Annotated in this window: 15 protein-coding genes and 1 tRNA gene; 4 read left to right on the plus strand and 12 right to left on the minus strand. The window is 53.2% G+C overall.

The features are described 5' to 3' along the window. Positions 1-118 precede the first annotated feature (118 nt). From AC9UEO_RS00245 to AC9UEO_RS00295, 11 genes are all read right to left on the minus strand, one after another. On the minus strand, positions 119-1,282 hold the full coding sequence (locus AC9UEO_RS00245) for an acyl-CoA dehydrogenase family protein (RefSeq protein WP_509528413.1): 1,164 nt from the start codon (positions 1,280-1,282) through the stop codon (positions 119-121). Between the two features lie 11 nt (positions 1,283-1,293). Continuing rightward, positions 1,294-2,181 (minus strand): HTD2 family dehydratase, encoded by an 888-nt coding sequence (locus AC9UEO_RS00250; RefSeq protein WP_509528415.1) that lies wholly within the window; start codon positions 2,179-2,181, stop codon positions 1,294-1,296. Between the two features lie 21 nt (positions 2,182-2,202). Beyond that, positions 2,203-3,189, minus strand: a complete 987-nt coding sequence (locus tag AC9UEO_RS00255; protein WP_509528417.1) for an NAD(P)H-binding protein — start codon at positions 3,187-3,189, stop codon at positions 2,203-2,205. Between the two features lie 28 nt (positions 3,190-3,217). Beyond that, complete coding sequence (locus AC9UEO_RS00260; protein ID WP_509528419.1) at positions 3,218-3,346, minus strand: hypothetical protein; 129 nt, start codon at positions 3,344-3,346, stop codon at positions 3,218-3,220. Between the two features lie 64 nt (positions 3,347-3,410). Next, positions 3,411-3,503 (minus strand) — tRNA-Ser (locus tag AC9UEO_RS00265). Between the two features lie 10 nt (positions 3,504-3,513). Beyond that, the gene (locus AC9UEO_RS00270; protein ID WP_509528421.1) at positions 3,514-4,782 is read right to left on the minus strand and encodes an aspartate kinase; all 1,269 of its coding nucleotides are present in this window, start codon (positions 4,780-4,782) and stop codon (positions 3,514-3,516) included. Positions 4,783-4,810: 28 nt separating this feature from the next. Continuing rightward, on the minus strand, positions 4,811-5,710 hold the full coding sequence (gene tilS / locus AC9UEO_RS00275) for a tRNA lysidine(34) synthetase TilS (protein ID WP_509528423.1): 900 nt from the start codon (positions 5,708-5,710) through the stop codon (positions 4,811-4,813). 37 nt (positions 5,711-5,747) lie between these two features. After that, positions 5,748-6,725 (minus strand): acetyl-CoA carboxylase carboxyltransferase subunit alpha, encoded by a 978-nt coding sequence (locus tag AC9UEO_RS00280; RefSeq protein ID WP_509528425.1) that lies wholly within the window; start codon positions 6,723-6,725, stop codon positions 5,748-5,750. A gap of 35 nt (positions 6,726-6,760) precedes the next feature. Further along, positions 6,761-7,420, minus strand: a complete 660-nt coding sequence (locus tag AC9UEO_RS00285; protein WP_509528428.1) for a DNA-3-methyladenine glycosylase family protein — start codon at positions 7,418-7,420, stop codon at positions 6,761-6,763. Then, the gene (gene cysS / locus AC9UEO_RS00290; RefSeq protein WP_509528430.1) at positions 7,405-8,778 is read right to left on the minus strand and encodes a cysteine--tRNA ligase; all 1,374 of its coding nucleotides are present in this window, start codon (positions 8,776-8,778) and stop codon (positions 7,405-7,407) included. Before cysS ends, AC9UEO_RS00285 begins: the two co-directional genes overlap by 16 nt. Then, positions 8,775-8,912, minus strand: coding sequence for a hypothetical protein (locus AC9UEO_RS00295; RefSeq protein ID WP_509528433.1), 138 nt, complete (start codon positions 8,910-8,912; stop codon positions 8,775-8,777). Before AC9UEO_RS00295 ends, cysS begins: the two co-directional genes overlap by 4 nt. On the opposite strand from AC9UEO_RS00295, the gene AC9UEO_RS00300 reads away from it, so the two are divergent. The 4 genes from AC9UEO_RS00300 to AC9UEO_RS00315 are packed head-to-tail and all read left to right on the plus strand — an operon-like array spanning position 8,911 to position 11,415. Beyond that, positions 8,911-9,498 carry a tetratricopeptide repeat protein gene (locus tag AC9UEO_RS00300; RefSeq protein WP_509528435.1) on the plus strand — a complete coding sequence of 196 codons (588 nt, stop codon included), beginning with the start codon at positions 8,911-8,913 and terminating at the stop codon, positions 9,496-9,498. The genes AC9UEO_RS00295 and AC9UEO_RS00300 overlap by 2 nt on opposite strands. Then, positions 9,495-10,088 carry a peptidylprolyl isomerase gene (locus AC9UEO_RS00305; RefSeq protein WP_509528437.1) on the plus strand — a complete coding sequence of 198 codons (594 nt, stop codon included), beginning with the start codon at positions 9,495-9,497 and terminating at the stop codon, positions 10,086-10,088. The genes AC9UEO_RS00300 and AC9UEO_RS00305 overlap by 4 nt, the downstream gene beginning before the upstream one ends. A gap of 4 nt (positions 10,089-10,092) precedes the next feature. Further along, the gene (locus AC9UEO_RS00310; protein ID WP_509528439.1) at positions 10,093-10,602 is read left to right on the plus strand and encodes a peptidylprolyl isomerase; all 510 of its coding nucleotides are present in this window, start codon (positions 10,093-10,095) and stop codon (positions 10,600-10,602) included. Positions 10,603-10,632: 30 nt separating this feature from the next. Continuing rightward, positions 10,633-11,415, plus strand: a complete 783-nt coding sequence (locus AC9UEO_RS00315; RefSeq protein ID WP_509528441.1) for a UDP-2,3-diacylglucosamine diphosphatase — start codon at positions 10,633-10,635, stop codon at positions 11,413-11,415. 20 nt (positions 11,416-11,435) lie between these two features. Here the strand turns inward: AC9UEO_RS00315 and AC9UEO_RS00320 are convergent. Next, the coding region (locus AC9UEO_RS00320; RefSeq protein ID WP_509528443.1) for a DUF349 domain-containing protein at positions 11,436-13,043 on the minus strand (1,608 nt) is incomplete at its 5' end.

The raw sequence follows: 13,043 nt of genomic DNA on the forward strand, positions 1-13,043 counted from the left end.
AGCCAAGACCTGAACTTCCGAAAGAGCTCAGGCAAATTGAGCCTGAGGTTAAACAACAGCCCAGAAGCAGTGCGTCCAAAGGTTCAAGGGTAGATATCAAGGCCTGAGCGCTGCTGAATTAGAAGGACCTTGGCAAGCCCAACACATGCTCGGCCATATAGGCATAAATCAAATTGGTAGAGATGGGCGCCACTTGGTACAAACGCGTTTCTCTAAACTTTCGCTCGACATCGTATTCACTGGCAAAGCCAAACCCGCCATGGGTTTGCAAACACACATTGGCTGCCTCCCATGAGGCTTTGGCGGCCAAGTATTTCGCCATATTGGCTTCTTTACCGCAGGGCTGAGTTGCGTCAAAAAGCTCGCAAGCCTTCCAACGCATCAGATTGGCTGCTTCGGTTTCCATGTAGGCGTCTGCAATAGGGAATTGAACACCTTGGTTTTGACCAATGGGTCGTCCAAACACCACCCTGTCGTTGGCATAGCGACGGGCGCGGTCAATGAACCAATAAGCGTCACCAATGCATTCGGCCGCAATCAAAATGCGCTCGGCATTCAAGCCGTCCAGAATATAGGAAAAGCCTTTGCCTTCTTCGCCAATCAAGTTGTCTGCAGGAATTTCCAAATGGTCGAAAAAGACTTCATTGGTTTCGTGGTTGACCATATTGCGAATGGGCTTGATAGCCATGCCATGCTTTAAGGCCATGTTCACATCCACTATAAAAACAGACATACCTTCGCTTTTACGTTTGACTTGCTCCAGCGGTGTTGTTCTTGCCAACAAAATCATCAGGTCCGAATGTTGAAGGCGAGAAATCCACACTTTTTGACCATTGACCACATAGCAGTCGCCGCGCTTGACTGCCGTGGTTTTGAGTTGGGTGGTGTCGGTGCCGGTGGTGGGTTCGGTCACTGCCATGGACTGCAGTCGCCACTCACCCGAGGCTATCTTTGGAAGGTAATGGGCTTTTTGCTGCACAGAGCCATGGCGCAACAAGGTACCCATGTTGTACATCTGACCATGGCATGAACCCGCATTGCCCCCGCTTACATTGATTTCTTCCATGATGACAGACGCTTGCGCCAAACCCAACCCAGAGCCGCCATAGTCGGCGGGAATCAAGGCGGCCAGCCATCCCGCTTGGGTCAAGGCACTTACAAATTCTTCGGGGTAAGTGCGTTGCTCGTCAACGCCTTGCCAATAGCGAGAATCAAAAGAAGTGCACAAGGAGCGCACAGCTTCTCGCAAGGCTTGGTGTTGGTCTGGAGGCGGGAGTTCCATGGTCATCAGCATCAGTTCAATTCAGCATCAGCTTGCATGGTCAGCCAACCCTCATGGTCTTGCGCCCATAAGCGGCAGTGCTGGCCATCGGAGAGCATTTGGGCATTTACACGCAAAGGTCGTTGGTCCACACATTCAAAAGTGGGGCGAGTTGCTTTAAATGTAAAGCGTTTAATGGCCTTGTCAGTATGCTGGCCTAACAGATCTAATAACAAGGTGGCGATCAACGGCCCGTGAACTACCAAACCTGGATAGCCCTCGACCTCGCTTGCATATTGACGGTCGTAATGGATGCGGTGCGCATTAAAGGTCAATGCTGAATAGCGAAACAACAGGGTAGCGTCTGGCACAGCGTCGCGACTCCATACTTCTTTAGCACCATTACCAGACTCCACCATGATGTGCGCTGCAACGGGTGGCAAAGGTTTGTCAGTTGGGGCCGGACTGTCTCGGTAAACAATGTCGTGTGTCTCGCGCAAACACAAGCCTTGCTCGCCATGGTATTGGTGCTCAACGCAGACAAACACCAAGTCACCTCCCCGCCCCTTTTTGGGTGTGACGGATTGAATGCAAGAGCTACGTTTCAGCGTGTCACCCACATAGATGGGAGCTATAAAGTCTAGGCTCCCTCCAGCCCACATTCGCCTAGGCAGCGGCACTGGGGGCAAAAACCCACCACGCTTGGGGTGTCCATCCTCCGCCAGTTCTGACTGCTTGGCAGCGGGCAAAAAATACAACCAGTGCCACAAAGGGGGCAAGGGGTCACCCTCCTTCAAAGCCTGTTCTCGGTCGAGCAAGGCAGCCATAGACCGCACAGGTGCAGCAGTGATGCTGTCTTGTAGGCTTTCTTGTTTGCCCACCCAATTGCCAAGATTTGACATATCAAGATCAGTAGCCATCATTGCCCCCAAAGTTAAGCCCTATTTAAACACCGCGTGCTCACCCAATTGCACATTTGCTTGACCGGCAAGCAATTGGTCGTAATGTTCAAAAAGGGTTTGTGAACCGAATGAAGGGGTGGCTTGGGCGTCATAGCGCATTACTTGTGCATCCCACACCAGCATGGATTCGGTGGCGTAGTAGCGTCCAATGCGAGCGAGTTCGGCTTTGACAGCCAAGGGGGGAATGAACCACGACAATGTTTGCAAGACCCGAATGATGACATCTAACAGCGCAACTGGAACGTATTTGAATTTGGGCGGCTTGCCCATGGCTTTGAACAAATACTCGCCCTGCTGCAAAGGGGTGATGGCGTCGCCAGGTCCTCCAATGGGAAGAATTCGATTGTGCTTGGCGGGGTCGCTCAGGCATTCAGCCATGAACCTGCCCAGATCGAGGTCGCTGATAGGTTTGCAAGCGGTTAGCTGTCCGTCTGCAAACAGCAAAAAGGGCTTGTTCTGTTGGAGTCTTTTGACTTGCCCAGACAGCGACTTGAAAAACGCGGTGGGGCGAACAATGGAGTAGTTCATGCCAGACTCGCACAACTCCTTTTCAAAAGCCAATTTGGCTTGTTGAAAAGCCAGCAAGGGTTTTTGCACACAAATGGCAGACAGCAAAACAAACTGGGCAACGCCTGCTTGTTTGGCAATTTGGAGTAACTGTGAATGGGCTTGGTAGTCAATCGCCCAAGCATCTTTGGGCGCACCCGTTCGTGAAGCCATGCAAGAAACGATGGCGTCGAAACGTTCCTCCCGCAAAACATGCACTTGCATTGAACTTGGGTTTTTCACATCAACAAAACGAATCTCTGCACCTGCCAGCCATTCACGGGATTGTTCAGCAGACCACTGTGCTTTGACGCCTGCCTTCTCGCGTACCCAACAGAACACCGAATGCCCAGCATCGAGCAAGGCTTTGCAAGTGGCTTGGCCTATGGTTCCGGTGGCACCGAGCAATAAAACACGCATACCCTAAGCCTGCAGTAAGTAAGCTCGCTTAGCTGTTTTGCTTGACGATTTCCACAATCACAGCAACCGTTCCAGCGATGGCCGAGAATATGACGATGCCCACCACATAGTAGAGGGCAGATGTTTTTTTGATTTGGGTGACTTTGGATGTATTCATGCCTTATTTTGTCACCTAAGCGTGGTCACCTTGCCTAGGGTTTCTGATAGCAAGGTTGACTTGCTGGCGGAAACGAAGGGATTCGAACCCTTGATGAGGCTCAACACCCCATACTCCCTTAGCAGGGGAGCACCTTCGGCCACTCGGTCACGTTTCCAGCGGATTTATTATGCCTGATTCTTCTCTAAGTCAAAGGCTTTGTGCAGAGCACGCACCGCCAACTCCAAATATTTCTCGTCAATTACCACGGAAGTTTTGATTTCACTGGTGGAAATCATCTGAATATTGATACCTTCATCGCTCAAGGATTCAAACATCCTGCTGGCCACCCCCACATGGCTGCGCATACCAATACCCACAATAGACACCTTGCAAATCTTGGCGTCGCCAATGACCTCGGGCGCACCCAAGTCAGCCATGACTTGGGTTTTGAGCAACTCCATGGCTCGGGCGTGGTCGTTGCGGTTGACGGTGAAGCTGAAGTCAGTCAAACCACCTTTGCTGATGTTTTGAATGATCATGTCCACTTCGATGTTGGCTTGCGCCACGGCACCCAAAATTTTGTAAGCAATGCCAGGTTTATCGGGCACACCGATGATGGAAATTTTGGCTTCATCGCGGGTGAAGGCGATGCCCGATACGATGGCTTGTTCCATTTGTTCGTCTTCCTCAAAAGTAATCAAAGTGCCAGACTTGGCTTCCTCATGAATATCAATATCCCATGGCGTAAAACTAGACAGTACGCGAAGGGGTACCTTGTATTTACCTGCAAACTCGACCGAACGGATTTGCAGCACCTTGCTGCCAAGGGACGCCATCTCCAACATTTCTTCAAAGCTCACGGTATGCAAGCGACGAGCTTCTGGCACCACGCGCGGGTCGGTGGTGTACACGCCATCCACATCGGTGTAGATCAAACACTCCGCTGCCTTCATGGCAGCAGCTACCGCCACTGCAGAGGTATCCGAACCACCGCGGCCCAAAGTGGTGATGTGACCATCAGGGTCAACCCCCTGAAACCCAGTGATGATGACCACCTTGCCAGCGTTCAAATCTGCACGCACACGCGCATCGTCAATAGACTCAATTCGCGCTTTGGTGAAAGCGCTGTCGGTGCGAATAGGCACTTGCCAACCTGCATAACTGACCGACGGCATACCTTCAGCCTGCAAAGCAATGGCCAGCAAAGCAGACGAGGCTTGCTCACCTGTCGCGGCCAATGCGTCCAATTCTCTGAAGTGTTCGGCGTTGCTTGACTGCGGCGCCAACTCCTTGGCTAGACCCAACAAACGGTTGGTCTCGCCACTCATGGCAGAGGGAACCACCACCAGTTGGTGCCCCGCTTTGGCCCATTTGGCCACGCGCTTAGCCACATTGCGTATGCGTTCGGTCGAGCCCATGGAGGTGCCGCCGTATTTATGAACGATCAATGCCATCGTAGTAGAAAGTATCTTTATGCGAAAGCTATAAATTGTACCAATCGATGTTGCCGTCCACCCTGCGCACAAAGCCCTCGCCTACTTTGATGTCAATTTGATGCCCTCGCGTTCGACAAGCGTCGATTTGGTGCAGCAGTTGGTCGAGCTGTGCCGTACTGCAAGCGACTTGCCGCTGCAGCAACCACGCCCGCAACACATTGGCTTGGCGAGCCACACTGAGCAGTTGCAAAGCCGCCAACTGAGGGGGTACCCCTGTCATCTGCAAATCGATCAAGGCCATGTCATCCAAAACCAGTTGGGCTTGTGCCGCATGTCGAGCACTGCGACCAAAGGTTTGCCGAAAAGAGGGAAACGCCTCCACAAGGACAGGTAGCAATTGGTGGCGAATACGGTTGCGGGTATAGCGTTCGTCTTGGTTGGTGGCATCCTCTACCCAAGACACACCTTCTTGCACCAGCCAATCACGCAACTGCTGAGCTGGCACCTCCAACCATGGGCGGTGAATGCGCAAGCCTGCACGCTCGACCAATGCGGGCATACCCGACAAGCCTGGCAAACCCGCACCGCGAGTTAAGGCAAGCAACACGGTCTCCACCTGATCGTCAGCGTGCTGCGCCAAGGCGATGTCTTGAATGGTGCCACCCCAATGCGTTTTCAAGACTTGTGCATAGGCTTGATAACGTGCTTGACGGGCAGCGTCTTCTGGGCTTTCGCCACTGCGAGGGTGAGCGTTGACGCGGGTCACCACCAAGGGAACAGACCACAGGTCACACAATGATTGGCAATGGGCTGCGAAGTCATCTGCCGCAGCCTGCAAACCGTGGTGCACATGTACTGCTCGCACTTGCCCAGGCCACTGCTTGTTACAGGCCAACAACAAAGCACAAGAATCAGCGCCCCCACTCAAAGCAAGCGCAAAAGGCAAAGATGGTAAAAAATGCGCTAAGGAGGGGGGAGCCAAGTTAACGCGCGTCGGCTTTGATATCAGTGAAGCGCCCATAGCTTTGCAAGCGCTCGTAACGTCTGTCAAGCAACTCCTTGGGCTTGAGGTCAGTGACCTGACGCCATGCGTCGTTGAGTCCACGCTTGAGCTGCGAAGCCATGAGCTTGGTATCGCGATGCGCGCCACCCACAGGTTCATTCACAATCTTGTCGACCAACCCCAAAGCCTTTAAGCGGTGGGCGGTAATACCCAAGGCGTCAGCAGCGTCAGATGCTCTTTCGGAGGTTTTCCACAAAATAGAGGCACAGCCTTCAGGGCTGATAACGGAATAAATGGAGTACTGCAACATCAAAAGTTGGTCGGCCACGCTGATGGCCAAAGCACCACCCGAACCGCCCTCGCCAATGATGGTGGTGATGATGGGCACCTGAAGTTGTGCCATCTCAAAAATATTGCGCCCAATCGCCTCGCTTTGGCTGCGCTCTTCGGCGTCGATACCCGGAAAAGCACCGGGCGTATCAACAAAAGTGAATACTGGCAACTTGAATTTCTCTGCGGTCTTCATCAAACGCAAAGCTTTGCGGTAACCCTCGGGACGGGTCATGCCGAAGTTTCGGGCGGTACGCTCTTTGGTATCACGCCCTTTTTGCTGACCCATCACCATGCAAGCGTTGCCATTGAAACGGGCTAAACCACCAACGATGCTCTGGTCATCCGAAAAATGCCTATCGCCATGCATTTCCACAAAGTCGGTGAAGATTTCATTGATGTAGTCCAGCGTATAGGGGCGCTCTGGGTGGCGCGCAATCTTGGTGATTTGCCAAGGTGTGAGGTCGCTGTAAATGTCTTTGGTGAGTTGTTGACTTTTTTTGGCGAGTTGCTCTATTTCATCTGAAATATCCACAGCAGACTCTGTTTGTACATACCTGAGCTCTTCAATTTTGCCTTCAAGCTCCGCTATAGGTTGCTCGAAATCGAGAAATGTTTTTTTCGCCAATCGTCTCTCCTTGCGCTGTGTTCGCTTTAGGAAGCCTAGTAGGCCACCGGTTGCGGGTCAAGCGATCGCCAAATATACCAAGTTGCAACGCTACAGTACGGCGCCCAAGCCGCAGCCACTTCACGGGCATCACTTCGACTGACCGATTCGCCCGAAAAATAGTTGTGGCTAATGCCATTGATCAGACCCACGTCGTCCAGTGGCAGCACATTGGGACGCATCAAATAAAAAATCAAAAACATCTCTGCCGTCCAGCGCCCTATGCCCCGAATAGACACCAACTCGGTAATGATGTCTTCATCATCCATAGCCGCCCACTGGCGGGTATGAACAGCGCCATTAGCGAAATGCAAAGCCAAATCCACCAAATACTCCACCTTGCGCGCCGACAGGCCAGCAGCACGCATATCGTCCACTTTAAGCTTTAGGACATAAGCTGGCGTGATCTTTTTGGGCAAGGCGGAAAACCTGTCCCATACAGCTTGCGCAGCCTTTACCGATATTTGTTGCCCCACAATGCTTCTGGCAAGGGTGACAAAAGCGTCCCCACGCGACTCTAAGCTGGCGTCGCCAAACTGCGGTATGAGGCGGCGCATGACGCGGTCTTTTTTGGCCAAGTGCTTACAAGCATCTTCCCAATAAGGTGGGACCGCACGTTTGACAGGCAAACTGGCCACCATCAGGCGCGCTCCCATTGTGTGCCTTGTGCGGAGTCTTTCAGCACCACGCCCATATCGGCTAAGGTTTTGCGGATACGGTCTGCTTCGGCGAAGTCTTTGCTTGCTTTGGCCACTGCTCGGGCGTCGATCAAGGACTGAATCTGAACTTCATCGACTTGGCTGCCTGATTGCAAAAAATCTTGCGGATGACTTTGCAACAAACCCAGCACACCGCCCAAGCTTTTGAGCAAGCCCGACAACTGCGCTGACTGCGTGCGGTTAACTTCCGCGGCAAGTTCAAAGAGAACAGCGACCGCTTCAGGGGTGCCAAAGTCCTCGTCCATGGCGGCCTTGAAGCGCGCAGCGTAAGGGTCTTGCCAATCGATGGTCACATCAGCGGCAGGCGCTGCATGCAAAGCGGTGTACAAGCGCTTGAGGGAAGCGCGAGCATCGTCCAAATGCGCATCGCTGAAATTCAAAGCGCTTCGGTAATGGCTTCTGACCACAAAGAAGCGAACCACCTCTGGGGCATACAGTTTCAATACTTCGCGGATGGTGAAAAAGTTGTCCAAGCTTTTGGACATCTTGACGTTATCGACATTGATAAAGCCGTTATGCATCCAAATGCTGGCCATAGATTGGCCATGAACGCCCTCGCTTTGTGCAATTTCGTTTTCATGATGGGGGAACTGCAAATCTGCGCCCCCTCCATGAATGTCAAAGCTTTGGCCTAACAACTCGCAAGCCATGGCGGAGCACTCAATATGCCAACCAGGTCGCCCAGCGCCAAAGGGGCTGTCCCATTTCACTTCTTGGGGCTCTTCTGGCTTGGCAGATTTCCAAAGTACAAAGTCAAGCGGGTCTTGCTTGCCATCGAGTACCGCCACACGCTCACCCGCATGCAACTCGTCCAAGGACTTACCCGAGAGCTTGCCGTAGCCTGTGAACTTACGAACCGCGTAATTGACGTCGCCGCTGGGTGCGCGGTAGGCCAATCCTTTGTCTTCAAGTTGACCAATGAGCGAGAGCATTTGTGGCACGTAATCGGTGGCACGAGGCTCGAGTGTGGGTCGCTCAATCCCTAGTGCATCTGCATCTTGGTGCAATGCGGCAATCATGCGGTCAGTCAAAGAGCGAATGCTTTCGCCGTTTTCGCTGGCGCGGCGGATGATTTTGTCGTCGATATCAGTGACGTTGCGAACATAGGTGACCTGTAAGCCACTGTGGCGTAACCAGCGCTGAACCACATCGAACGCCACCATAGACCGCGCGTGACCAAGGTGACATAAGTCATAAACCGTCATACCGCAGACATACATGCGCACCTGTCCAGGCGTAAGCGGCGTCAAGTTTTCCAACGCACGGGTTAGGGTGCTGTAAATGCGGACGGTCATGGTGAGGTTAACGGCGCTTGCAACAAGGCAAGACTGACAAAAGGCTTAGAAGGACTCTCTACTACAATGACTGCAGTATATCGATCCCATCCTTTGTAAGCATTTTTTTCACCAGATGCTTGATTGAATTTCATGCCACGATCTTTACCACGTTTATTTGTTTCATATGTCTTGGTTTGGCGTACCAGCTTGTTTTGCCTGCTGGTATCGACTTGTCTGGGTTTGCAGGCGCAAACTTCCAGCACCTTGCAACTCAAAGGAACGCCACATGTTGAAGTGCAAAAAGCCATGGGGCAGCGCCAATGGGACCAAGCCTTAGAGCAGATCGATACCTATTTGTTTGAGCGGCCTCGCGACCCACAAATGCGTTTTTGGCGCGCCCGCATGCTCGAACAACTCCAACGTGGCGATGAAGCCTTCGTGGTTTACGAAGAGTTGGCGCAAGACTACCCAGAGCTTGCCGAAGTACAAAACAACCTTGGCGTGATGTACGCGGCCAAAGGTAATTGGGGTCAGGCCAAATTGGCTTTTGAGCACGCCTTGCGCAACAACCCAAGCTTAGCCACTGCCCATGAAAACATGGGCGATATATTGTTGCACTTGGCCCGACTGTCATTTGCCAAATCAGCAGAACTTGACCCCGCTGCTGCTAAATCGGCTCAGCAAAAAATGCTGGCTCTCAACCCTCTTCTTCAACTCACCCTAAGTACCACCCCATGATTCTTCGTCGCTATTTACTTGGCATAGCCTTGGCCCTGAGCTCCATTGGTTTTGCACAGGCACAAACTTCCTCCCCTCAAGTCAAATTCACTACCAGCGCAGGCGAGTTTGTGGTGGAGCTTTACCCCGACAAAGCGCCTAGCACCGTTGAGAATTTTTTGGCTTATGTGCGCGATGGTCATTACAACGGTTTGATTTTTCACCGCGTCATCAATAACTTTATGATCCAAGGTGGTGGCTATGACGCTCGCTACATGGAAAAACCTACCCGACCACCCATCAAGCACGAGGGTGCTGAGGTCAAAGCCAAAGGCGGCCCGACCAACACCGTCGGCACCATTGCCATGGCTCGCACCAACAACCCACACTCGGCCAGTTCGCAGTTTTTCATCAATGTGAAAGACAACGACTTTCTCAACCATTCAGCCCCTTCTGGACAAGGCTGGGGCTATGTGGCCTTTGGCAAGGTGGTCAGTGGCATGGAAGTGGTCAATAAAATCAAAATGACCCCTACAGGCGCAGGAGGCCCCTTCCCCAGCGATGTTCCGCAAACCCAGGTGGTGATTCAATCTGCCGCAGTAGTGAAATAAACCCATGTCCAACCCCAAAATTGAACTTCACATCCAAGACCATGGCGTCATCACCTTGGCGCTTGATGCCGACAAAGCGCCCAAAACCGTCGCCAATTTTTTGGCTTATGTGCAAAGCGGTCATTACGACCAAACCATTTTTCACCGCGTCATTCCAGGCTTCATGGTGCAAGGCGGTGGCATGTCGGCGGACATGAAAGAGAAAAAGACTGGCGACAAGTTGGAAAACGAAGCCAACAACGGTCTGACCAATGACAGCTACACCGTCGCCATGGCGCGAACCAACGACCCACACTCTGCCACTTCGCAGTTCTTCATCAATGTGAAAGATAACGACTTTCTCAACCACTCAGCGCCCACCGCAAGCGGTTGGGGCTACGCGGTGTTTGGTAAGGTGATCGCTGGCACCGAGGTGGTGGACGCTATTTGCAAGGTCAAAACGGGACGCAAGGGTTTTCATGACGATGTGCCCAAAGAAGATGTGATCATCGACAAGGCTGTGCTTTTGCCATGAACTGGCTTGTAGGCTAGCGCTTACAACTTTATGCAGCCTGCCCTCTTCCCTTTGCCTCGCGTGGATGCCTGCTCTTGGCAGCACCTGACCTTTATTTCCGATTTGCACCTGCAAGCAAGCCAGCCAGCAACGTTTGAACTATGGCAACAAGCCTTGCAAAGCCTTCAAACCGACGCCTTGTTCATCTTGGGCGACTTGTTTGAAGTGTGGGTGGGTGACGATATGTTGGACGCACCCGAAGGCTTTTTTGAGCGCGAATGTTGTGCGGTCTTGCGCCAGATGGCTGAGCGATGTCCTGTCTATTGGATGGTGGGTAACCGAGACTTCTTATGGGGCGCCAAGGCCGCCCAACAAAGCGGCATGCAAACCCTGCAAGACGCTTGCATTGTTGAAACCGTGCAGGGTCGATGGCTTTTGAGCCATGGCGATGCCCTGTGCATCGCAGACACCGCATACCAAGCGTTTCGCCAGCAAGTCAGGACCAGCCAATGGCAAAGCGATTTTTTATCGAAACCTTTGGTGCAAAGACTGCAAATTGCGCGTGAACTCAGAGCGCAAAGCGAGGCCTTGAAACAAACGCAAAAGGCTTGGTTCGATGTCGATAATGCGGCAGCTTTGGCCAGTCTGCAGGAGCATGGCGCAAGTGTGTTGATTCACGGCCACACCCACCAACCAGCCCTTCACACTTTATCTGCTGATCACCGACGCTATGTACTGAGCGACTGGGATGCCAGCGCCCAACCTGCCCGCGCCCAATGGCTGACATGGAAGATGGGGCAGGGCTTTTTTCGGCAAGAAGTCGTCTGTGCATAACGAACCCCAGCCAAAACCAACTATTTTTTAAGCAAGACCTTGAGCGCCGCCTGAACGCGCTTGGCATTTTCTTCCTCATAGTTGCTACCCAATACTTGGGCGACATCCTGAGCCCAGGTTTGTGCTGGAGCGGCGTCGTTACGCTTGGTCAGCAACTGCAATTGCAGCATGCGTCGAGCGTCCACATGAGAAGCAGGGGTGGGAACTTCGGCGGCAATTTCCAAGCGCAGCAAAGCTTGTTCTGGGGAACCTGCAGGTGCGGCTTGCAAAGCTTTGGCCCAGTCCTGTCGTTGCTGAGCGCTCAAACGAGCGCCCAATTCTTTAGCCGCAGGCAATTGCTCTGCCTGACGCTGCTGCCATGCAGCTAGCAAGTGAACCAAGGTTTCGCCATGGGCTTGCATGGCCAATTTACGCAATGCGGTATCGGCCAGTTCCAGCGCCTGACGTTGCGCCCGAAACGCCGCGTCGCCCAAACGAGGCCCACGTGACTCAAAAGTGGGTTTGTCGCGCAATCCACCGCGCCCAGCATCGGGGCCGCGGCGGTTGCCTGTATCGCGCTCAGGACGACGTGCGCCAGACTTGTCACCAAAGCGTCCTGCAGGCGCAGGTTCGGTTTTCTTTTGACCAGGTCTGTCGTCGCCCCGAACTGCCACCACTTTTCTGACCACCACCGGTTTAGGTAGAGGTTCCACAGCCTCTTCAGGCTGAGCAACTGGCTCTCCTTCGGGTGCGTCTGGGTCATGTGACGGTGCAGGCGTTGTAGCGACTGGCGCAGTAGCCTGAGCAGCAGAAACAGCTTGCACATGGGCCATGGTTTGGCGAATGCGTGCAGCGTCCCCCTCGGCAATGGCTTTTTCAAGCTCTGCGGCGGCGGCAATCACCGCCTTGTCATGCTCGGAGAGGTTGTGAACAGGCGTGGCCGAGCGTGACTGGGTTTTGCGGCTAAAGGCCTCATCCAAGGGTTGGCGAAACGCATCCCACAGTTTTTGCGCCAGCTTTCGCTCGACTGGAACAGCTTGGGATTCAATTTGCCAGCGTTGCTGCAAGGCCTTCACGGCATCAATGCGCAACTGCGGCGCTTCGCCCAAGGCCTTGGCTTCTTCGATCATGGCGCGGCGCAGGTTGATACTTTGCGTTTGCGCGGCGTCCAAGCCCACATGGGCGGCTTTGATAGCGGCCTTCCACTGGGTTTGCATATCGGCAAACGCTTTTTCGCTCATATGCCCACTATTGCGCCAGCGTTCAGAAAACTGATGTAACTCGCGTGCTTGAGTTTTCCAATCGGTATTGCTTTGGTGCGCTTGGGTCCAAGCCGCCACTTCAGCCAGCAAGGCCAAACGTCCCTCGCGGTGGGCTGCGCTCTCGGCCTTGGCTTTGCCAAGCCAAGCTTGCACAAAGGGATATGCGCGGTTGCAGGCTTGGTCAAAGCGCTTCCACAAGCCATGGTTGGGCAAGCCACCTTGGTCTGTTTTTTTCCACTCTTCCCGCAGTTGCCGCAGGGTGTCTTGTAATTTGCGCCCGCCCATGGCTGGCACCCATAGGCTGTAATCGACAGCGGCCACAGGAGCAACTTCAGGAGCAACTTCAGGAGCAACTTCAGGAGCAACTTCAGGAGCAACTTCAGGAGC

The sequence above is a fragment of the Limnohabitans sp. genome, from assembly GCF_040401495.1.
Taxonomy (GTDB): Bacteria; Pseudomonadota; Gammaproteobacteria; order Burkholderiales; family Burkholderiaceae_C; genus Limnohabitans.